This window comes from Streptomyces sp. NPDC059900, assembly GCF_050270335.1.
Lineage (GTDB): Bacteria > Actinomycetota > Actinomycetes > Streptomycetales > Streptomycetaceae > Streptomyces.
Map to the genome: position 1 here is coordinate 22,352 of NZ_JBNNJZ010000016.1, position 20,131 is coordinate 42,482.

Annotated in this window: 20 protein-coding genes; 9 read left to right on the top strand and 11 right to left on the bottom strand. The window is 71.2% G+C overall.

Features of this window, described 5'->3' with window-relative positions; translation table 11 throughout:
• The first annotated feature begins 80 nt into the window (after positions 1-80).
• Complete coding sequence (locus tag ACQKIP_RS04905; RefSeq protein WP_365852458.1) at positions 81-1,511, top strand: cytochrome P450; 1,431 nt, start codon at positions 81-83, stop codon at positions 1,509-1,511.
• Between the two features lie 44 nt (positions 1,512-1,555).
• Here the strand turns inward: ACQKIP_RS04905 and ACQKIP_RS04910 are convergent, their stop codons facing one another.
• Positions 1,556-2,104, bottom strand: a complete 549-nt coding sequence (locus tag ACQKIP_RS04910; protein ID WP_365852460.1) for a DoxX family protein — start codon at positions 2,102-2,104, stop codon at positions 1,556-1,558.
• Positions 2,105-2,277: 173 nt separating this feature from the next.
• Here ACQKIP_RS04910 and ACQKIP_RS04915 point away from each other — a divergent pair, with 173 nt between their 5' ends.
• Positions 2,278-2,601 carry a nuclear transport factor 2 family protein gene (locus tag ACQKIP_RS04915; protein ID WP_365852462.1) on the top strand — a complete coding sequence of 108 codons (324 nt, stop codon included), beginning with the start codon at positions 2,278-2,280 and terminating at the stop codon, positions 2,599-2,601.
• Positions 2,602-2,653: 52 nt separating this feature from the next.
• On the top strand, positions 2,654-3,712 hold the full coding sequence (locus tag ACQKIP_RS04920; RefSeq protein WP_365852464.1) for an aldo/keto reductase: 1,059 nt from the start codon (positions 2,654-2,656) through the stop codon (positions 3,710-3,712).
• A 217-nt stretch (positions 3,713-3,929) separates the two neighbouring features.
• Here ACQKIP_RS04920 and ACQKIP_RS04925 read toward each other — a convergent pair whose 3' ends face one another.
• Together ACQKIP_RS04925 and ACQKIP_RS04930 are read right to left on the bottom strand one after the other, a co-directional pair.
• Positions 3,930-4,394: a lamin tail domain-containing protein gene (locus ACQKIP_RS04925; protein WP_365852467.1), complete on the bottom strand. Its 465-nt coding sequence runs from the start codon at positions 4,392-4,394 to the stop codon at positions 3,930-3,932.
• A gap of 164 nt (positions 4,395-4,558) precedes the next feature.
• Positions 4,559-5,410, bottom strand: coding sequence for an SDR family oxidoreductase (locus ACQKIP_RS04930; RefSeq protein ID WP_365852469.1), 852 nt, complete (start codon positions 5,408-5,410; stop codon positions 4,559-4,561).
• A 133-nt stretch (positions 5,411-5,543) separates the two neighbouring features.
• Between ACQKIP_RS04930 and ACQKIP_RS04935 the strand changes: the two genes are divergently transcribed.
• Positions 5,544-7,178 (top strand): alkaline phosphatase D family protein, encoded by a 1,635-nt coding sequence (locus ACQKIP_RS04935; RefSeq protein ID WP_365852471.1) that lies wholly within the window; start codon positions 5,544-5,546, stop codon positions 7,176-7,178.
• Positions 7,179-7,229: 51 nt separating this feature from the next.
• Here the strand turns inward: ACQKIP_RS04935 and ACQKIP_RS04940 are convergent, their stop codons facing one another.
• Positions 7,230-8,210 (bottom strand): Gfo/Idh/MocA family protein, encoded by a 981-nt coding sequence (locus ACQKIP_RS04940; protein ID WP_427742187.1) that lies wholly within the window; start codon positions 8,208-8,210, stop codon positions 7,230-7,232.
• Between the two features lie 127 nt (positions 8,211-8,337).
• Here ACQKIP_RS04940 and ACQKIP_RS04945 point away from each other — a divergent pair, with 127 nt between their 5' ends.
• From ACQKIP_RS04945 to ACQKIP_RS04955, 3 genes are all read left to right on the top strand, one after another.
• The gene (locus ACQKIP_RS04945) at positions 8,338-9,696 is read left to right on the top strand and encodes a Bcr/CflA family multidrug efflux MFS transporter (RefSeq protein ID WP_365852475.1); all 1,359 of its coding nucleotides are present in this window, start codon (positions 8,338-8,340) and stop codon (positions 9,694-9,696) included.
• A 59-nt stretch (positions 9,697-9,755) separates the two neighbouring features.
• Positions 9,756-10,820, top strand: coding sequence for a serine hydrolase domain-containing protein (locus ACQKIP_RS04950; protein ID WP_365853424.1), 1,065 nt, complete (start codon positions 9,756-9,758; stop codon positions 10,818-10,820).
• 100 nt (positions 10,821-10,920) lie between these two features.
• Positions 10,921-11,937, top strand: coding sequence for a small ribosomal subunit Rsm22 family protein (locus tag ACQKIP_RS04955; RefSeq protein ID WP_365852477.1), 1,017 nt, complete (start codon positions 10,921-10,923; stop codon positions 11,935-11,937).
• On the opposite strand, the gene ddaH is transcribed toward ACQKIP_RS04955, so the two are convergent.
• Both ddaH and ACQKIP_RS04965 read right to left on the bottom strand, forming a co-directional pair.
• On the bottom strand, positions 11,934-12,758 hold the full coding sequence (gene ddaH / locus ACQKIP_RS04960; protein WP_365853426.1) for a dimethylargininase: 825 nt from the start codon (positions 12,756-12,758) through the stop codon (positions 11,934-11,936). The two genes, ACQKIP_RS04955 and ddaH, sit on opposite strands and share 4 nt — an antisense overlap.
• Positions 12,759-12,930: 172 nt before the next feature.
• Positions 12,931-13,113 carry a DUF6243 family protein gene (locus ACQKIP_RS04965; protein ID WP_365852479.1) on the bottom strand — a complete coding sequence of 61 codons (183 nt, stop codon included), beginning with the start codon at positions 13,111-13,113 and terminating at the stop codon, positions 12,931-12,933.
• A 145-nt stretch (positions 13,114-13,258) separates the two neighbouring features.
• Here ACQKIP_RS04965 and ACQKIP_RS04970 point away from each other — a divergent pair, with 145 nt between their 5' ends.
• A complete protein-coding gene (locus ACQKIP_RS04970; protein WP_365852481.1) occupies positions 13,259-13,888 on the top strand; it encodes a TetR/AcrR family transcriptional regulator in 630 nt (209 codons plus the stop codon).
• Here ACQKIP_RS04970 and ACQKIP_RS04975 read toward each other — a convergent pair whose 3' ends face one another.
• Positions 13,889-14,755, bottom strand: coding sequence for a glycerophosphodiester phosphodiesterase (locus ACQKIP_RS04975; protein WP_365852483.1), 867 nt, complete (start codon positions 14,753-14,755; stop codon positions 13,889-13,891).
• 170 nt (positions 14,756-14,925) lie between these two features.
• Here ACQKIP_RS04975 and ACQKIP_RS04980 point away from each other — a divergent pair, with 170 nt between their 5' ends.
• Positions 14,926-15,672 carry a bifunctional DNA primase/polymerase gene (locus ACQKIP_RS04980; RefSeq protein WP_365852485.1) on the top strand — a complete coding sequence of 249 codons (747 nt, stop codon included), beginning with the start codon at positions 14,926-14,928 and terminating at the stop codon, positions 15,670-15,672.
• 69 nt (positions 15,673-15,741) lie between these two features.
• Here the strand turns inward: ACQKIP_RS04980 and ACQKIP_RS04985 are convergent, their stop codons facing one another.
• From ACQKIP_RS04985 to efeO, 4 genes are read right to left on the bottom strand one after another with little or no spacing between them, the layout of a single operon-like run.
• Positions 15,742-16,680, bottom strand: coding sequence for a hypothetical protein (locus tag ACQKIP_RS04985; RefSeq protein ID WP_365853428.1), 939 nt, complete (start codon positions 16,678-16,680; stop codon positions 15,742-15,744).
• Complete coding sequence (gene efeU / locus ACQKIP_RS04990) at positions 16,583-17,581, bottom strand: iron uptake transporter permease EfeU (RefSeq protein WP_365852487.1); 999 nt, start codon at positions 17,579-17,581, stop codon at positions 16,583-16,585. Before efeU ends, ACQKIP_RS04985 begins: the two co-directional genes overlap by 98 nt.
• A 15-nt stretch (positions 17,582-17,596) precedes the next feature.
• Complete coding sequence (efeB, locus tag ACQKIP_RS04995; protein WP_365852489.1) at positions 17,597-18,877, bottom strand: iron uptake transporter deferrochelatase/peroxidase subunit; 1,281 nt, start codon at positions 18,875-18,877, stop codon at positions 17,597-17,599.
• A 19-nt stretch (positions 18,878-18,896) separates the two neighbouring features.
• Positions 18,897-20,063, bottom strand: a complete 1,167-nt coding sequence (gene efeO, locus ACQKIP_RS05000) for an iron uptake system protein EfeO (RefSeq protein WP_365852491.1) — start codon at positions 20,061-20,063, stop codon at positions 18,897-18,899.
• Positions 20,064-20,131 lie beyond the last annotated feature (68 nt).

Consider the following 20,131-nt stretch of genomic DNA (forward strand, 5'->3'; position numbering starts at 1 on the left):
ATGTCCGTGGGGCATGCATCGAACGCACTACGGCCCCCCACGGGCAGTACACCTCCCCCCACGCAAGGAGAACCACGCGGATGTCGCCCACCCCTCTCGCGCCCGGAGCGCTTCCCCTGATCGGGCACGGCCTGCAACTGAAGCGGCAGCCGCTGGAGTTCATGAACTCCCTGCGCGAGCACGGACCGGTGGTGCGAATACAACTCGCCCGCACCCCCGCCTACGTGGTCACCGACCCGGCCCTGACCAAGGAAGTGCTGGTCACCGACGTCGAGAGCTACGCCAAGGGCGGGCGGATCATCGACGCCCTGAAGGTGTTCTTCGGGGACGGCCTTGCCACGGTCGCCGACGGGGACACCCATATGCGGAACCGCCGCCTCATGCAGCCGATGTTCAACAAGGCGCACATCGCCACCCGCGGCGACACCATGATCGAGAAGGTGCGGGAGATCGTCGGGGGATGGGCGGAAGGGGAGCCGCGGGACACCCTCGCCGACATGACGGAGCTGACCCTCGCGGCTTTCCTGACCGCCCTGTTCGGCGCGGACCTGCCCGCTCACCTCCAGCGTGACTTCATCGCCCTGATGCCGCCCATCATGCAGGGCACCATCCGGCAGACACTCCTGCCCGGCTGGGTCAACCGCCTGCCGCTGCCCGCCAACCGCGCGCACGCCGAGCGGGTCGCCCGGCTGCGTCACCTCATCGACCAGGCCATCGACCACCGCACCGCCGCGCAGGCCGGGAGCTCTTCCCCGGAGGCTGCCTGCCCGCATGCGGCGCGGCAGTCGGACGCCGGGCTGTTCGACACCCTCCTCACCGCCGATGACCCGCAGACAGGACCGCTGTCCCGGCGCCAGCTCCAGGACGAGGCCATCACCCTGCTCACGGGCGCGATCGAGACCACGAGCACCACTCTGGCCTGGGCGTTCGTCGAGATCGAGAAGAACCCCGCGATCGCGCGCCGCATGCAGGAAGAACTCGACACGGTCTGCGGCGACCGCCCCGTGCGCCAGGAAGACCTCGACCGGCTCGGCTACACACGCGCCGTCCTCCAGGAAACGATGCGGATGTACGGCCCGGCCTGGCTGGTCACGAGGACAGCGACCCGCACGGTCACGCTCGGCGGGCACAGCATTCCCGAGGGCGCGGACGTCGTCTACAGCCCCTACCTCCACCAGCACGACCCGGCGGTCTTCCCCGAGCCGGGGAGCTTCGACCCGGACCGCTGGTCGGGGCGGCCCGACGCGGCCACCCGCGGCGCGTTCCTGGCCTTCGGCGCGGGCCGCCGCAACTGCGTCGGCGAGGCCTTCGCCTGGACCGAACTGCTCATCATCCTCGCCACGGTCAAACAGCTCTGGCCTCGCCTCGCGCTCACCTCGCCCGAACCGAAGGCGCAGGCCCTGGTCACCGTGAAGCCGGACGGCCTGACCATGACTCCGCACGCGGGCGGGACCCCAGCGGACGAGGGCGGCAAGGAGAGCGACGGGGACGACCGGCGCGTGGCGGTGTGAGGGTCGGCCCGGCGGTGTGACCGTCAGGCCGGGCAGCGTGACCGTCAGGCCGACGTCTCCGGATCGTCGGCGCTCTCCTGGTCGCGTACGTTCTTCGCCCGCGTCCCCACCGACACGAGCACCCCGACGGCCGTGCCCGCCAGAGCCGCAGGCACCATCCAGTTGCGGTTGAAGGAGTGGCCGAGCGAGCTGTCGAGGGAGTAGGCGCCGGGGCCCGTGACGGCGAGGGCGGCGGAGACGAGGCCGAGGAACGCCGGGTACTCGTAGCCGCCGCCCTGGCTGAAGAAGCCGTTCGGGGCGTGCACCGCGGTCGCCCCGGCCATGGCTCCCGCCGCCGCGGAACCGGCGGCGGGGGTCGCGAGGCCGAGTGCGAGCAGCGTGCCGCCGCCCGCTTCGGCGAGCCCGGCGACGACCGCGCTCACCTTGCCGGGGGTGAAGCCGATGGACTCCATGAAGGCGCCGGTGCCCTCGATGCCGTGGCCGCCGAACCAGCCGAAGAGCTTCTGGGCCCCGTGCGAGGCGAGAACCCCGCCGGCCCCGACACGGAGCAGGAGGAGGCCCAGGTCGCGTCGGTCGAAGCAGGAACTGGTCATGGCGCTGTCTCCCGGGGTGAGCGGATGGCGGGGGCGGACATGGTTCGTGGTGCGTCATCGTGGTGCGTCATCACCCACCGTCCGTCAGAGCCCCGCCGCGCACCCGGCTCAATCGGCCGTACGGGTGACCTCGCCCGGTGGCGGGGCCGGGCCGCCGATGTGACCGTGGGTGCATGAGCATTCAGGTAAACCGGCTCTCCGACCCGACGGTCCGGGCCTTCGTCACCGCGGTGAACTCCCACGACCAGACCGCCTTCCGGGACGTCCTCGCGCCCGGCGCGACCATGTCCGACGACGGTTCCGACCGGGACATCGCCGACTGGACCGACCGCGAGGTCTTCTCCTCGAACGGCCACATGGACGTGGAGAACGAGTCGGACGGCGGGCGGACGCTGATCGTCACGTACCGCAACGACACGTGGGGCGAGATGCGGACCAAGTGGCAGTTCACCGTCGAGGGCGGGAAGGTCTCCCGGTTCGAGACGGGACAAGCGTAAATCCGCGGAGGGCTTGTCTTCGCGTGCGCTTCAACTCCTAGCGTTCCCGGGCATGGAGACGACACGGACGACAGGTACGACAGGTACGACAGGCACGACAGGCACGAGGCGCAGGACACTGGGGCGCAGCGGCATCGAGGTCAGCGCGCTGGGGCTCGGCTGCTGGGCCATCGGGGGCGAGTGGTCGGGGCCCGCGGGGGAGCCGTACGGCTGGGGCGCGGTCGACGACGAGGAGTCGGTCCGGGCGATCCGGCGGGCCGTCGACCTCGGCGTGGACTTCTTCGACACCGCGGACAACTACGGCACGGGGCACAGCGAGCGCGTCCTGGGGCGCGCGCTCGGCGCGCGGCGGGACGACGTCGTCATCGCCACCAAGTGGGGCAACCTCTTCGACGAGGAGAAGCGGGCCGCGCTCGGCGGCGCGGACGACTCGGTGGCGTACGCACGCCGTGCGCTGACCGCTTCGCTGAAGCGGCTCGGCACGGATCACGTCGACCTCTACCAGCTGCACATCGGCGACGCGGACCCGGAGCGGGCCGCTCAACTGCGCGACGCCTGCGAGGACTTCGTGCGGGAGGGCCTCATCCGGGCCTACGGGTGGAGCACCGACGACCCGGACCGGGCGGCGGTCTTCGCCGAGGGGCCGCACTGCGCGGCGGTCCAGCACCGCTGCAACGTGCTCCAGGACGCGCCCCGGATGCTGGCGCTCTGCGCGGAACTCGGGCTCGCGAGCGTGCTGCGCAGTCCGCTGGCCATGGGGCTCCTCACCGGGAAGTTCGGCGCGGGGCGCGTGCCCGCGGCCGGTGACATCCGCAGTGCTCCGCCCGCCTGGCTGCCGGGCTTCGGGACGGGCGGGGGCGCCGATCCCGAGTGGCTGGGGCGGGTGGACGCGGTGCGTTCGGTCCTGACCGGCGGCGGCCGGAGCCTCGCGCAGGGGGCGCTCGCCTGGCTCTGGGCGCGCAGCCCGCTGGCCGTCCCCGTGCCGGGTTTCCGGACCGTGGCGCAGGTCGAGGAGAACGTGGGGGCGCTGGAGTACGGGCCGCTGAGCGCGGGGGAGCTTGCGGAGGTCGAGCGGATCCTGGGCGAGGTGCGCGGGACGGACGGGGAGTAGTCCCCGCCCCCGCGGGCGGGGAGCAGACCCTCGCCCCACGGGGAGGGACCCTCACCCCGTCGCCCCCGCCCGCTCTCTTCTTCCCGCCGCGTCATGCGGCAGGGCAACCGTTCCGTGACCCCGGTCCTTCCCGCGGCTCCCCGTCGCGGGCCCCCTCCGGCCGTCACGGAGCGGCTGCCCTGCTCCCCCCGTCCCCCCTTCAGGTGGCAGGTGGCCGTCAGTGGCAGTTCTTGTAGCCGTGGTTGGCGGTCGTCCAGGAGCAGGAGTCCTTGAGCGAGCCGCTGGGCTTGATGAGGCGGGCCTTGTCGCTGGTGTTGTTCCAGACGTACGAGCCGCGGCCCCAGTAGCGGACGCCGGACGCGTTGGTGCCCTTGCCCGTGCGGACCTTGACGGTCTTTCCGGCGCCGATCTTGTAGCTGCCGAAGGTGTACGTGTAGCCGGTGTTGTCCTTCAGCTTGTAGCCCTTGAGCTGGATCGCCGAGCCGGTGTTGTTGTGGATGTTCACCCACTCCGCGTTCAGCGAGGAGTTGGAGCGGGAGTCCCGGCCCGGGCTGTCGTACTGGATGTACCCGAGGTGCAGTCCGCCTTGGTGCGCGGCGGCGCTCGCGGGGGATACGGCGAGCAGCGAGGCCGAAAGTGCGGCGGAGGCGAGAACTGCGGGAACGGCGGAACGTATGCGCAAGGTGTGCTCCGTGTGTGCTCTGAATGTGGAGTTCCCGTGGAGGGCTCGTTGAGCATACGGGGCGTCATGCGCGTAATTGACGCGGAGTCATCTATTCCGTTTGTGCAGATGTGGGCCGACCGTGAACACGGGGTCACGGTCGGCCACCGAAAGGCGCCGGCTGCCTAGCCCCGCCCGACGAACGGCATGTTCGTCGCGAGCACCGTCGCGAACTGCACGTTCGCTTCCAGCGGGAGCTCCGCCATGTGGCGCACCGTTCGCGCCACGTCCGCCACGTCCATCACCGGCTCGGCCGCCAGCTCGCCGTTGGCCTGGAGGATTCCGGTCTGCATCCGCTCGGTCATGTCGGTCGCGGCGTTGCCGATGTCGATCTGCCCGCAGGCGATCCGGTAGGGGCGGCCGTCCAGGGAGAGCGACTTCGTCAGGCCGGTCATCGCGTGCTTCGTCGCCGTGTACGCGACGGAGTGCGGGCGCGGGACGTGCGCGGAGATGGAGCCGTTGTTGATGATCCGGCCGCCCTGCGGGTCCTGCTCCTTCATCTGCCGGAAGGCCGCCTGCGCGCACAGGAACGAGCCGTTGAGGTTCGTGTCGACGACGTGCCGCCACGCGTCGTAGGCCAGCTCGTCGACCGGGACGCCGCCCGGTCCGAACGTACCGGCGTTGTTGAAGAGGAGGTCCAGGCGGCCGAAGCGGTCCCGTACGGCCGAGAAGAGGGCGGCCACGTCCTCGGGGCCCGAGACGTCGGTGCGCAGGCACAGGGCGTCGGTCTGCGCCGGAGCGTTCACCTCGGTGGACTCCTCGGCGTGCGGGACGGGCCGCACCGCGGCGCCCTCCGACACTCCCGCGGCGATCGCCGCCGTCTCCTCGAGGGTCTTCACGCGGCGCCCGGCGAGCGCCACGGACCAGCCGGCCCGCAGCAGTTCCACGGCCACGGCCCTGCCGATCCCGGAGCCCGCGCCGGTCACCACGGCGGTCTTCGTCTGTCCGGTCGGTTGCTCAGTTGGCTCAGCGTTCATGGCCCCGCAGCGTACGGGAGGGGCGTCCATGCGGACATCATCCGTCCGCCATGCAGGTGTTGTGTACGCGACAGTCGCGCGTCTTCCCCCACCACTTGCATGCCCTGGACACCAATCGTCAGGGGAGGGCCATATGACACCCGCAGGCCAGCAGGACACCGCAGAGCTCCGAGCCGCCGCGCGCCACCTCGGCCGTCGGCGTTTCCTCACCGTCACCGGCGCCGCAGCCGCGCTCGCCTTCGCCACCAACCTGCCGACGGCGGGCGCGGCGAGCGCCGCCGAGCTGGACGGCCGGAAGATCACCAAGAACCCGTTCACGCTCGGCGTGGCATCCGGCGACCCGCAGCCGGGCTCGGTCCTGCTCTGGACCCGCCTCGCCCCGTCCCCGTACGAGCCGGGCAGCGGTCTGCCCGCGCAGCGCGTCGTCGTCCAGTGGGAGGTCGCGCGCGACGCCCGCTTCCGCCAGGTGGTCAGAAGCGGTTCCGCCACCGCCCACCCCGAGTACAACCACTCCGTGCGCGTCGCGGTGGACTACCTCAACACCGGCCGGACCTACTACTTCCGCTTCAAGACCGGCACGTGGATCAGCGAGACGGGCCGGACCCGCACCGCCCCCTCGGCCGGCAGCCGGGTGAGCTCCCTGAAGCTCGCTGCGGTCTCCTGCCAGGCCTACCACGACGGCTATTTCACCGCGTACAAACACCTGGCGCAGGACGACGTCGACGTCGTCTTCCACCTCGGCGACTACCTCTACGAGTACGCGGTGAACTCGGTGGGCGGCGCCCGCAACTACACCGACCGCACCCTGCCCGCCCTCTACAACCGCGAGACGCAGACCCTGGAGGACTACCGCCTGCGGTACGCCCTCTACAAGACCGACCCCGATCTGCGCGCCGCGCACGCCATGCACCCCTTCGTCGTCACCTGGGACGACCACGAGGCCGAGAACAACTACGCGGGCGACCTCGACGAGAACGGCAACCCGCCCGCCGAGTTCCTGATCCGCCGCGCCGCCGCCTACCGCGCGTACTGGGAGAACCTGCCGCTGCGCGGTCCCCAGCAGCCCAAGGGCCCGGACCTGCAGCTCTACCGCCGCCTGAAGTGGGGCAAGCTCGCCCAGTTCGACGTCCTGGACACCCGCCAGTACCGCTCCGACCAGGCCTACGGCGACGGCTCCGACATCCCCGGACCGGAGTCCACCGACCCCAAGCGCACCCTCACCGGAGCCACCCAGGAGCGCTGGCTCATCGACGGCTGGCGCCGCTCGCAGGCGCTGTGGAACGTCGTGCCGCAGCAGGTCAACTTCTCCCAGCGCAAGCTCGACCTCAACCCCGTGGCGAAGGTCAGCATGGACGCCTGGGACGGCTACCCCGCATCGCGCGAGCGCGTCCTGGCGGGCGCGGCGTCGGCCGGGATCGAGAACCTGATGGTGCTCACGGGCGACGTGCACGTCGGGTACGCCTACGACATCAAGAAGGACTTCGACACCCCGGCGTCCAAGACGGTCGGCACGGAGATCGTCGCCACGTCCATCGCGAGCGGCAAGGACGGCGCCGAGAAGCCCGCGAACTGGGAGACCTACACCAAGGCCAACCCGCACATGAAGTTCTACAACGGGCGCCGCGGCTATGTGACCGTGGTCCTCGGCCAGGAGTCCGCGCGCGCCGACTTCAAGACGGTGTCGGCGGTGACGAAGCCGGGCGCGCCGATCACCACGGCGGCGTCCTTCGTGACGGAGGCGGGCAACCCCGGCCTGAAGCCCGCCTAGGCACCGGGCCTGAAGCCCGCCCAGGCACCGGGCCCCTGCACGGGGGTGCGCTCACTCGCCCGGGTAGCGCACCCCGATCCGCTCCCGCACGGCGTCCAGGGTCCGCATGACCGCCAGGGTGCCGTCCAGGGGGACGAGCGGGGACTCCGTGTCGCCCGCGCGAAGGCGGTGCATGACCTCGGCGGCCTCGTGCTTGAGGCTGTCGCGGGGGCCGTCGCCGGGCGCCGCGGTGAACTCCTCGGGATCGCGGCCGTCGCGGTGCAGCACGAAGCGTTCCGGGAAGAAGAAGCCGTCCGGTACGTCGATGCGGCCCCGCGAACCGGTGACGGACGCGCTGACCGGGGTGCCCGCGTTGATGGAGCAGTGCAACAAAGCGTGAGCACCGCTCTCCCACGAGAGCAGCATTCCCGTCTGGAGATCGACGCCCTCGTCCGAGAGCGTCGCTCTCGCCGTCACCCCCGACGGCTCCCCGAGCATCAGATGCGCGAACGAGACCGGGTACACGCCCAGATCGAGCAGCGCGCCACCGCCCTGCGCCGGGTCGCGCAGCCGGTGCGAGGGAGGGAAGGGCCCGGCGAGCCCGAAGTCGGCCTGCACGGTCCGCACCTCACCGATCGCCCCGTCGTCGACCAGCGCCTTCAGCCGCCTGACCAGCGGATGGCAGTACATCCACATGGCCTCCATCAGGAACAGGCCGCGCCGCCGGGCGAGCGTCACCAGCTCCTGCGCCTCGCGCGCGTTCAGCGCGAACGCCTTCTCGCAGAGCACCGCCCGGCCCGCGTCGAGGCAGAGCCCCGCGGCCGCCAGGTGCGAGGCGTGCGGCGTCGCCACGTACACGACGTCGATGTCCTCGTCCTCGGCGAGCGCGCTCCAGTTCCCGTACGCGCGCGGTATCCCGAACCGCTCGGCGAACGCCTTCGCCGACGCGTCGGTGCGCGACGCCACGGCGACGACCTCCGCGTCCGGCATGTCCAGGAGGTTCGCCGTGAACGATGCGGCGATCCCGCCCGTCGCGAGGATGCCCCAGCGCACGGGTTCACGGTTGTCTTCCACCACTGGGGCCCCTGTCCGTACCGCGGAGTACCGCGGAAATGGTCTCGACCAGCACGACTGAGCTGAGAGCATAGGTAATCGCACGCCTAATCGGAAAGGAACCCGCATGCCGGAGCACGGCAGCCGCACCACGAGTGAGTCCGACGGCTCCCTCATACGGCAGTCCCGGAAAGCGGACCCGGGCCCCGCACCTGCCGCACCCGCCGCTCCGGCCCCGCCCGCGGGCCTCGCCGCCAAGCGCCGCACCGGCCTCCTCGTCACCCTCGTCCTGGGCGGCCTCACCGCGGTCCCGCCGCTCTCCATGGACATGTACCTGCCGGCACTCCCGGAGGTCACCCGCTCGCTGCACACGTCCGCCGCGACCGCGCAGCTGACCCTCACCGCCTGCCTCACCGGCATGGCGCTCGGGCAACTCGTCGTCGGGCCGATGAGCGACAAGTGGGGCCGGCGCAGGCCGCTGCTCATCGGGCTCTTCGTCTACATCTTCGCCACCGCGATCTGCGCGTTCGCGCCCACGGTCGAACTCCTCATCGGCTTCCGCCTGTTGCAGGGCCTCGCGGGCGCCGCGGGCATCGTCATCGCCCGCGCCGTCGTGCGCGACCTCTACGACGGCGTGGAGATGGCCCGCTTCTTCTCCACCCTGATGCTGATCTCCGGGGTCGCCCCGGTCGTCGCGCCCCTCATCGGCGGCCAGGTCCTGCGCTTCACCGACTGGCACGGCATCTTCGCCGTGCTCACGGTCATCGGCATCGCCCTGACCGCGGTGGTCTGGCGGAGCCTGCCCGAGACGCTCGCCCCGGAGAAGCGGCACAGCGGCGGCACCGTCGAGGCGCTGCGCACCATGAAGTCGCTCCTCGCCGACCGCGTCTTCACCGGATACATGATCGCGGGCGGCTTCGCCTTCGCCGCCCTCTTCGCCTACATCTCCGCGTCGCCGTTCGTCATCCAGGAGATCTACGGGGCGTCTCCGCAGACCTTCAGTCTCCTGTTCGGCGTGAACTCCGTCGGCCTGATCGTCGTCGGCCAGATCAACGGCAAGATCCTCGTCGGCCGGGTCAGCCTCGACAAGGCGCTCGCCTTCGGCCTGACGGTCATCGTGCTCGCCGCCACCGCGCTGCTCCTGATGACCTCCGGGGCCTTCGGGGACGTCGGCCTGTTCCCCGTCGCCGCCGGGCTCTTCGTCCTGATGTCGGCGATGGGCCTCGCGATGCCCAACACCAACGCCCTCGCCCTGATGCGCACCCCGCACGCCGCGGGCTCCGCGTCCGCGCTGCTCGGCACCTCCTCCTTCCTCATCGGCGCGATCGCGTCCCCCCTCGTGGGCATCGCGGGCGAGGCCACGGCCGTACCGATGGCCGTCGTCCAGCTCTTCTGCGGGCTGGCGGCCATCGGCTGCTTCGTGGGACTGTGCCGCCCCTGGCAGCACTCCTCGGCCAGACCGAACCGGGAGGGGACGGACCACTGACCGCGCCACGCCTCCTGCGCGCCGGGACACCGGACCGCGCGGGGCTCGACACGCAGGAGATGGGTCACCTCGTACGCGAGGTGCGCGCGCTGACGCGCGGGGAACGGCCCTGGTGCGCGGGCGCCGTCGTGCTCGCCGGACGCGGCCCCGTGATCGCCGTCGAGGAGGCGGTGGGCCGCGCGGTGCGCTATGCCGCCTACGACGCGGAGGCCGGTGCGGGGGTCGAACTGCCGCCCGCGGAGCAGGTGTTGACCCGCACCGGCACGCCCTTCGACCTGGCGTCGCTGACCAAGCTCTTCACCACGGTCGCCGCGATGCAGCAGCTGGAGCGCGGCACGCTCGGCATCGACGCGCGCGTCTCGGCGTACGTCCCCGAGCTCACCGCCGCCGCCGAGTACGGCATCACCGTGCGCCAGCTGCTCACGCACACCTCGGGCCTGCGTCCCGAACTGCCGCTGTACGACTGCCCGGACGACGCGGCGCGGTTCACCGCCCTGGCCACGGAGGCGCCGTCTTCGCCGCCGGGCGAGTATCTGTACTCCGACCTGAACATGCTGCTGCTCCAGCACGTCCTGGAGCGCATCACGGGCCGCCCGCTAGACGTCCTGGTTCGCGAGGGCATCACCCGGCCGCTCGGCATGGCGGCCACCGGCTTCGGGCCGCGCCCCGACGCGGCCGCCACCGAGGACCAGCGCAGGCCCTGGGCGAAGGCGGACCGGGGGATGCTGCGGGGCGAGGTGCACGACGAGAACGCCTGGGCGCTCGGCGGTGTCGCGGGGCACGCCGGGCTCTTCTCCACCGCGCGCGACCTCGCGGTCTTCTGCCGGGCGCTGCTGTGCGGCGGCTCTTACGGTACGGCGCGCATCCTCGGGCCCGACTTCGTCGAGCTGATGCTGACGCCGCCGGGGTTCGGGTTCAATCTCGACCAGGCGTGGTTCATGGGGGAGCTCGCGGGGCGCGGGGCCGCGGGGCACACCGGTTTCACCGGTACGTCCCTCGTGATCGACCCCGCCACTGACTCGTTTCTGATTCTGCTGGCCAATGCGGTGCATCCGCGGCGCGGGGCTTTGGACAGTGGGCCTCGGGCCCGGGCCGCCACCCGGCTTGCCCGCGCTGCGCGCTGAGCCTCGCCGGGGGCGGTGCTTTTGCCTGCGGGCCCGGTGGGGGCTTGTCGCGCAGTTCCCCGCGCCCCTTACGGGGCCTGTCCCGCCGTAGAATTGCCGGGTGAACGTCCCCCATTCCCCGGTAGTCCCCGGTGAGACCCTGCGTGCTGCCCTTGCCGGGCTGCTCGACGGGCTTCCGGCCAAGCAGGCCGCGCAGGCCGTCGAGCGGCTGATCGCCAACTATCGGGGGAGTACGCCTACCGACGCGCCGATCCTGCGGGACCGGGCGGACGTCGCCGCCTATGCCGCCTACCGGATGCCCGCGACCTTCGAAGCGGTGCGTTCCGCGCTCGGCGCCCTCGCGGACGCGGCGCCCGCCGGGTGGGCGCCCGGCAGCCATGTCGACGTCGGCGGCGGGACCGGCGCGGCGACCTGGGCGGTGAGCGCGACCTGGGACGGAGAGCGGCCCGTCACGGTCCTCGACTGGGCCGAGCCTGCGCTCGCCCTGGGGCGTGAACTGGCCGCCGCCAACCCGTGGTTGAAGACCACGCAGTGGCAGCGCTCTCGTATCGGATCGGCGCTCAGCATCGAGAGCACTGATCTCGTCACAGTGTCGTACGTCCTCAAGGAGCTGACCGAGGCCGACCGGCGCTCGGTCGTCGACGCGGCGGCCGGTGCCGCGCAGGCCGTCGTCATCGTCGAGCCGGGCACCCCCGACGGCTACGCACGCGTCATCGAGGCACGGGACCGCCTCGTCGCCGCCGGATTCCGGATCGCCGCGCCCTGCCCGCACAGCTCGGCCTGCCCCATCGTGCCCGGCGAGGACTGGTGCCACTTCTCCGCCCGGGTCAGCCGCTCGTCCCTGCACCGGCAGGTCAAGGGCGGCTCGTTGGCGTACGAGGACGAGAAGTTCAGCTACGTGGCCGCGGTCCGCTTCGATGCCGTCCCCGCGCCCGAGCGCGTCGTGCGCAAGCCCCAGATCCGCAAGGGCCAGGTCCTGCTCGACCTGTGCGCGCCGGACGAGAGGCTGCACCGCGAGACGGTGACCAAGCGCCACGGCCCGCTGTACCGCGCGGCCCGCGACGCGGAGTGGGGCGACGCATGGCCGCCGCCCCACCAGGAGAGCGCGGAGAGCTAGCCGCGCAGCTCCTGCGTGCAGCACTTCACGCTGCCGCCGCCCTTGAGCAGTTCGCTCAGGTCCATGGCGACGGGTTCGTAGCCGCGTTCCCGCAGCGGCGCGAAGAGGCCGACCGCGCCCTGCGGGAGCAGCACGTGCAGGCCGTCCGACACCGCGTTGAGCCCGAGGGCCACCGCGTCCGGCTCCTCGGCGATCAGCGCGTCGGGGAAGAGCCGCCGCAGGACCGCCTGGCTGCCCGGCGAGAATGCGGGCGGGTAGTACATGACGTCGTCCGTCGCGTCCCCCGTGTCACCGAGCACCGCGAGCGCCGTGTCCAGGTGGTAGTAGCGCGGATCGACCAGATCGAGGCCGATGACCGGGCGGCCGAAGAACTCCTGCGCCTCCCCGTGCGACAGGGGGCTGGCCCGGAAGCCGCGTCCGGCCAGGACGTATGAGGACGTGACGGCGAAGTCGCCCTCGCCCTCGTTCACGTGCGTGGGTTCGAGGAGGTCCGTGAAGCCGTGCTCCCGGAACCACTCCAGGTGGGCGACGGCCTCGGGCCCGCGCTCGGGGTGGGCGAACCGCGCGCCGAGCACGCGGCCCCCGATGACGGTCGCGCCGTTCGCGGCGAAGACCATGTCCGGCAGGCCGGGACGCGGGACGAGCTCCTCGACGGTGTGGCCGAGCGAGCGGTAGCGGTCGCGCAGGTCCTCCCACTGGGCGATGGCCAGGGGGACGTCGACCGGTTTGGAGGGATCCATCCAGGGGTTGATGGAGTACGTGACCTTGAAGTGTGCCGGTGAGCACATCAGATAGCGCCGGGGTGTGGCGCGACGAGGAATACGACTCAACGAGGGCTCCTCACGTACCGCGGTGGTCAGTTCCTGCCCGTAGTGGGTCAGTTGCTGCCCATGGTGCGGTCTGAGGAGCCCTCGCGCTGTGATCTGAACGGGTGGTTCGGTGCGTGGTCCACCCGGGTCGGCGGATGGTCAGGCCGCCGTCCGCGTCCCCGGCTCACGACTCGTCGCGTGCCGAGCGGCCTTCCTGGAGTTTGCGCAGCAGCTCACGCTTCTGCGCCTGCGGGCTGAGCCCGCCGCCGACCTGGCCGCCGCGGCCCCCGCCGCGCAACGCCTTGCGGGAGAGGTTGGTGCGCGTACCGCCCACGCCCAGCATGTTTCCTGCTCCGCCTCGCGACATGTGGATACCTCCGGATCGAGTGATCGAGCGCCTTCGGCGAGACGTCTCGTCTCGCTTCGATGACTTACTCTGAACGAGACGGTTCGTCTTGTCAAGCTTTAATGAGACGGTACGTCTCGGCTCGCCCGCTGCTACATTCGACGGCATGACCACGAAATCCGCCCCTGACTCCAAGCGCCGCAGCGAACGCTCGCGCCGCGCGATTTATGACGCCGCCCTCGAACTGGTCTCCGAGGTCGGCTACGCCAAGCTCACGATCGAGGCGATCGCCGCCCGCGCGGGCGTGGGCAAGCAGACGATCTACCGCTGGTGGCCGTCGAAGGGCGCCGTACTCCTCGACGCCTTCCTGGACCTCGGCCACCAGGCGAGCGTGGAGGCGAGCACCGAGGCGGGCCGCGAACCGGAGCACGAGATCCCGGACTCCGGGGACCTGGAAGCCGACCTCAAGTACGTCGTGCGGGCCACCATCGACGAGCTCAAGAACCCCAAGTACGACGCCCCTTACCGGGCACTCGCCGCCGAGGGCATGCTCAATGACGAGATCGGCGCCGAGTACGTCGAAAAGCTCCTGGAGCCCTCGCTCCAGCTCTACGTGAAGCGCCTGCGCATCGCCCAGGAAGCCGGCCAGGTCTCCGCCGAGGTGGACCCCCGCATCGCCCTGGAGCTGTGGACCGGCCCGATGGCCCAGCGCTGGCTCCAGCGGACGGGACCGCTCACGCACGAGTACGGCGACAAGCTCGTCGAGTACGCCCTGTACGGGATCGCGCCCCGCTGATCACGCGGGCCCGACCGGCCACCCCTTCTTCACCGGCGTCCGCGCGAGCAGCCCCGGAGCGTCCGTGATCACGCCGTTGCAGCCGAGCCGCAGCGCCCGGTCGCGCTGGCCCGGCGTGGTCAGCGTGTGCGCCCACACCCGCGGAATCCCGGAGTTGACCGCGCGCAGGACATCCACGTCCCGCGCCTTGTGATCCACGTCGAGGACGTCCACGAACCCGGCCCAGCGAGCGGGCCGGTCCGTGCGCATCTGCTCCCTGGAGCGCCACACCTGCGCGAGCAGGCCCATGCGGTGCGCGCGCAGGGCGACGGCGGGGTCGTTGGAGTTCACGAACACCGAGCGGGTCAGGTTCCGCGCGCGGATCAGCGAGCCGAGCCTGCGCAGGCCGGCCGGGTCCTTGGCCTCCAGCATCAGCACGATGCGCCCGCCGAAGCGGTCCAGGACCTCGGCGACCGTCGGCGGCCGCTCGGCACGCCAACTGCCGGGCAGACCGGCCCCCGGCCGCAGCCTGACCTGCCGCCACTGGCGCAGGGTGAGCGAACGCACCGGGCCCGTGGACGTCGTCGTACGGTCCAGGGTCGCGTCGTGGATGGCCACCAGCGTGCCGTCGCGCAGTATCCGCGTATCGACGTCGATGACCTGGGCCGTGCCGCGTTCGTACGCCGCCACCAGGCCGGACATGCTGTTCTCCGGCACTTCGAGGGCGCCGCCGCGGTGGGCGGTGTAGGTGACGCGGGGGAGAGCCTCCACCGTCAGGGGGCCGCCGCCCCATTCGAGCGGGTTGAGGGTTCCGGCGGGCGTCGCGAGGGTCAATGTGGCGAGGCTCATGAACCCCGAGAGTCCCGTGAGCACAGTCCTGGTGACCATGGCGAACACGGTAGGGGCGTATATCCCTTGTTGCCACACAATGACGCGCGATGTCACCCTGCGCCGTGCATCACCCCAGCTACCCCGGATGTGGGCTCTGGCCCCCCGAGGAGCAGGATGGTGCGACCATGGGACATGCTTCTCGGCACACATGCGAGGTGAGGGGATTGATGGGCGCGGAGTTCGGCCGCCGGTCCGGCGGGCAGAGCAGGATTTCCCAGTGGCTTCGCCGGCGTCCCCGACCGGAGGACAACACGGCGGGCGAGGAAGCGGGCCGTGAGGCGCTGCTCCTCGCGGCGGCGGCAGCGGGCCTGCCGCTCTCACCGGCCGCGCACCCCTCCGCGTACCGGTGTTCGTGCGACCGCATCGGCTGTCCCACCCCCGCCAGGCACCCCATCTCCTTCGCCTGGCAGACGCAGTCCACGACGGACCGCGGGCAGATCGAGCGCTGGGCCAGGCATCAGCCGCAGGCCAACTTCATCACCGCGACGGGCATGGTCCACGACGTGCTCGACGTACCGGTGGCCGCCGGGCGCGAGGCGCTGGCCAGGCTGCTCGCGGACGGCATCGAAGTGGGCCCGGTCGCCGAGTCCGAGGGCGTCATGGACGAGGGGCGGATGCTCTTCTTCACGCTCACGCGCGGCACCCCGGAGGACGAGGACGAGTGGTGGCCCTGTGAGCTGGACTGCCACCCCGAGACGACGAACGAACACCCCGGCCTGCGCTGGCACTGCCGCGGTTCGTACGTCCTGGTGCCGCCCGCACGGCTGCCCGGCGATCTGGCCGTCAGCTGGATCCGCGGACCCGAGCACGCCCTTCCGGACCCGCTGACGCTCCTGGAGATCCTCACCGACGAATGCGCCCGCGTCGCGGGCGAGCCCCAGCACGAAGCCGCCGCCTGGCCGCTGCGGGGCTGACGCACGCACGGCCGCTCGCGGCGGGGCGGGCACACGCGCGAAGGGAACCCGGCCCGCCGCCCGGCGGGCCTAATGGCCCTGCGCGCCCGTCAGGCCCTGGATGCGGCTCAGGAACGACACCTTGCCCGTCCCGGCCGGGTCGACGACGAGCTGGTTGGAGACGCGCTCCAGCGTCACCGACTCCTTGACCTCGCCCTTCAGGAGAGGCTTCACCGCGGGATCCACGGTGAGCTCCACGCCCTTCGCGGCCGTCCGCTTCTCGTAGTGGTGCGTCGAGAAGAAGACCATCGCGCCGCCGTCCCGCGTGCGCAGGCCCACCGGAGCGAACGTTCCCTCGTTCTGCGGCTCGTCGATGTACTGGACGGCGATGCCACGGCGCTTGGTGTTCTTGTCGCGGGCCGCCTTCCACAGCGACGTGTGGCTGCCCGGCTCGAAGGTGTCGCCGCCCGACTTCAAGTACGTCGTGTACTCCTTGCCGAGGTTCTGCGGCGCCACCGCAAGGGCCTTGGAGTCTGCCGCGACCGGCTCGGCCCAGCCGTCCTTGTCCTTCTTCAGCTCGGGCATCTTCTCGGGCGAGACCAGGTTCAGGTAGGACGCCTCCCACAGCTGGTCCTTGCTGCCCTTGGTGAAGACGAGGACCCAGCGCAGATCGCCCCTGCGGTTGGACTTCGTGTCCGCGACGAACCACCGGGGCCAGCCGGCCTTCTTCGGGATCGAGAACTTCGCGTCCGTCAGCTCCAGCGGCACCTGCTTGGGATTGCCGCCCGGATTCTGCGTGCCCCGCACCTTCAGGCCCGCCTGGTTGATGGCACCGAGCGGCCCGGTCACCCGCGCCGCGTCCAGCGCCGGGTCGTACGCCTTCTCGGCCTTGTTGTACGCGACGAGGAAGTCCTTCAGAGCGCGGTCGGCCTCAGCCTTCGTCGCCGACGGGACGACCTCCCGCTCCCCGTGCACCGTCACGCACCCGCTCGCCGTCACCGTCAGGACGGTCACCGTCGACGCCACCATCGCGTACCGGACCGGCCGCTGCCGCCGTCCGACCCGCATCGGAGTGCGCTGCCTTGGAAGCCTGCTCATGCGTTGCGTTCACCTTCCCCTTCCCGGGCCCGAACCCTACCGGGGCGAAGAAGAGTGCGAGCGTCGGGATCAGGTACAGCAGCCACACCGTGACCTGGACAACCGTCGGATCCGGCTGGAAGTTGAAGATGCCCTTCAGGAGCGTGCCGTACCAGCTGTCCGGCGGGATCGTCGCGCTGATGTCGAACGCCTTGTTCTGGAGGCCGCCGATGAACTCCGCCTCCTGCAAGTCATGGACGCCGTACGCGAGGACGCCCGCCGCCACGACCACCAGCATGGCGCCGGTCCAGGTGAAGAACTTCGCCAGGTTGATGCGGACCGTGCCCTTGTAGAACAGCCAGCCCAGCAGGATCGCCGTGAGCAGGCCCAGGAGCACGCCGATCAGCGGCCCCGGCGTCCCGTCGTTCGACGCGCGCACCGAGGCCCACACGAACAGCGCGGTCTCCAGGCCCTCGCGGCCCACGGCGAGGAACGCCGTGGCGACCAGGGCGCCCGTGCCCATCTGGAGTGCCGCGTCCAGCCTGCCGTGCAGCTCCGCCTTGAGATGACGGGCCGTACGCCGCATCCAGAAGACCATCCACGTCACCAGGGCCACGGCGACGATCGACAGCGAACCGCCCAGCGCCTCCTGCGCCTTGAACGTCAGCTCCTGCGAACCGAAGGTCAGCGCGCACCCGAAGCCGAGCGCGAGCCCGCACGCGACGCCGATGCCGATCCAGATGGGCTTGAGCGCGTCGCGCCGCTCCGTCTTCACCAGATAGGCGATGAGGATGCAGACGACCAGGCTGGCCTCAAGGCCCTCGCGCAGGCCGATCAGATAGTTACCGAACATGTCCGTCAGATCCCCTCAGCTGAACAGTGCCCGGCCCCACCAGTCGTCCTTGTCGCGGACGCCCGGCGGGATCGCGAAGACCGCTGAACCCACGTGCTGGATGTACTCGTTGAGCGCGTCGGAGCGCGCCAGATTGCGCTGCACCGGAATGAATCCCGTACGGACGTCCCGCTGGTAGGCGAGGAAGAAGAGCCCCGCGTCCAGGCGGCCGAGCCCGTCGCTGCCGTCCGTGAAGGAATAGCCGCGACGCAGGATCGTCGCGCCGTCGTTCGTGTCCGGATGCGCGAGCCGGACGTGCGAGTCCGGCTTCATCGCCTTCAGGAACGGCTCGTCGTGCTCCTTGGCCTTGCCGACCGGAGCGCCCTTGCCCTTGTCGCGCCCGAAGATGTCCTCCTGCTCGCCGAGCGGAGTCCGGTCCCAGGTCTCGACGTTCATGCGGATGCGGCGCGCGACGAGATACGAGCCCCCGGTCATCCAGCCGGGCCCGTCCTTCTCGCCCACCCACACGTGCTTGGCCAGCGCCGAGTTGTCCTCGCCCGAGACGTTACGGGTGCCGTCCTTGAAGCCGAAGAGGTTACGGGGGGTCTGCGCGCCCGGCGTCGTGGAGGACGTCTTGCCGAACCCGAGCTGCGACCAGCGCACCGCGACCTTGCCGAAGCCGATGCGGGCGAGGTTGCGGATGGCGTGCACGGCGACCTGCGGATCGTCCGCGCAGGCCTGCACGCACAGATCGCCCCCGCCGCGGGACTTGTCGAGGTTGTCGCCGGGGAACTTCGGGAGGTCGACGAGGGCCTCGGGGCGCCTGTCCGCCAGGTCGAACTTCTCGAAGAGACCCGGCCCGAAGCCGATCGTGAGGGTCAGCCGCGACGGCTTGAGGCCCAGCGCCTCGCCGGTGTCGTCCGGCGGCGCCTCGGCGAGCCCGCCCACGGCGCCCTCGCCGACCTCGTGCCCCGCGGTCATCCGCGCGGCGGCCTTCGTCCAGTCCTTCAGGAGCTGCACGAACTGCTCGCGGTCGTCCGTCTTCACGTCGAACGCGGCGAAGTGCAGCCGGTCCTGGACGGGGGTCGCGATCCCCGCCTGGTGGGTGCCGAGGAAGGCGACGGCGCCGCCCGCCGACGCGGCCGGCACGGCCTCGTCCCCGGACCGGCTCACCGCGACCGCGCCCCCGGTGACGGCGGCGCCCAGCGCGAGCCCGGCACCACCCCAGCCAAGGAGCGAACGCCGCGAAGGGGAACCGGAGCCGGTGTCCTGGTCCGGCACGGACACGTCGGCCGTGTCGCTCGTGGTCTCGGTCATCGTCCGGTTCCCCCTGCCGCTACTTGTTCTTGACGACGACAGCGGCGGCCAGCTTCGACAGCGGCTCCGCGAGCGCGTTCACGCCGTCCTGGAGATCCTTGATGTCCGCCTTGTCGAGCTTGTCGTACGCCGTGAACGTGTACGAGTCCTTGCCGCCGCCCTGGCGGTAGGCGGCAAGCAGCTTGTCCAGGGCCGCGAACTGCTTGTCGAGCTCCTTGGTGAGCGCCGGGTCGTTCTCCGACGCGACGGCCTTGAGCAGGTCGTAGGCCTTCTCCGCGCCCTCGACGTTCGCCTTGAAGTCGACGAGGTCGGTGTGCGAGTAGCGCTCCTCCTCGCCGGTGACCTTGCCGGTGGCGACCTCGTCGAGGAGCTCCTTGGCGCCGTTGGCCATGGAGGTCGGGGTGATCTCCGCCTTGCCGACGCGGTTCTGCCAGTCCTTCAGGTCCTTGTCGAGCTGCGTGGCGAGCTCCTTCTCGCGCTCACCGATCTTCTTGTCCTTCCACAGGGCCCGCTCCAGACGGTGCCAGCCCGTCCAGTCCTTCTCCAGGTCCTGGCCCTCCTCCAGGCCGTCCTCGCGGACGTCGACCTTCGGGTCGATGTCACCGAAGGACTCGGCCACCGGCTCGGTGCGCTCCCAGCCGATGCGGGAGTTGGCGTATGCCTTCTTGGCGGCCTCGATGTCGCCGTCGCGGACGGCGTCGGTGAAGAGCTTGACCTTGGGCAGCGTCGCGTCGGCCTGCTCCTGCGCGTAGGCGCGGTAGTCGGCGACGGCCTTGTCCAGACGCGGGTCGCGCTTGACGGTCTTGCCGCCGCTGACGGTGACCTTCTGGCGGATGCCGTCGCCCTTCATGCCGGGCTTGCAGGCGATCTGGTACGAGCCGGCCTTCACCTCGGCGGTGAGCTTCTGCTTCGTGCCGGGGCCGATGTTCTCGCGCTCGCTGACGATGCGGTCGTCGGGGAAGAGGAGGTAGACCTCGGTGACCTTGGAGCCCTTGTTCTCGATGGCCAGCTCGACGTGCCCGGCGGGCAGCTTGGTCGTGGAGACCTCGCACTTGTCGTCGGTGGCGGTCACCTCGACGGTGTTGCCGCCGCCCTTGGAGTCGCTCTTCTCGGTGCAGCCCGTGACGGCGGTGAGCGCGGCGGCCGCGGCGAGGGCCGTGACGGCGGACAGGCGGACGGGGCGCATAGGGGGCTCCAAGGCGGTTCACGGATCATGATCCCGGCATCCGACGTGCCGGTGAGGCGGACCTAACT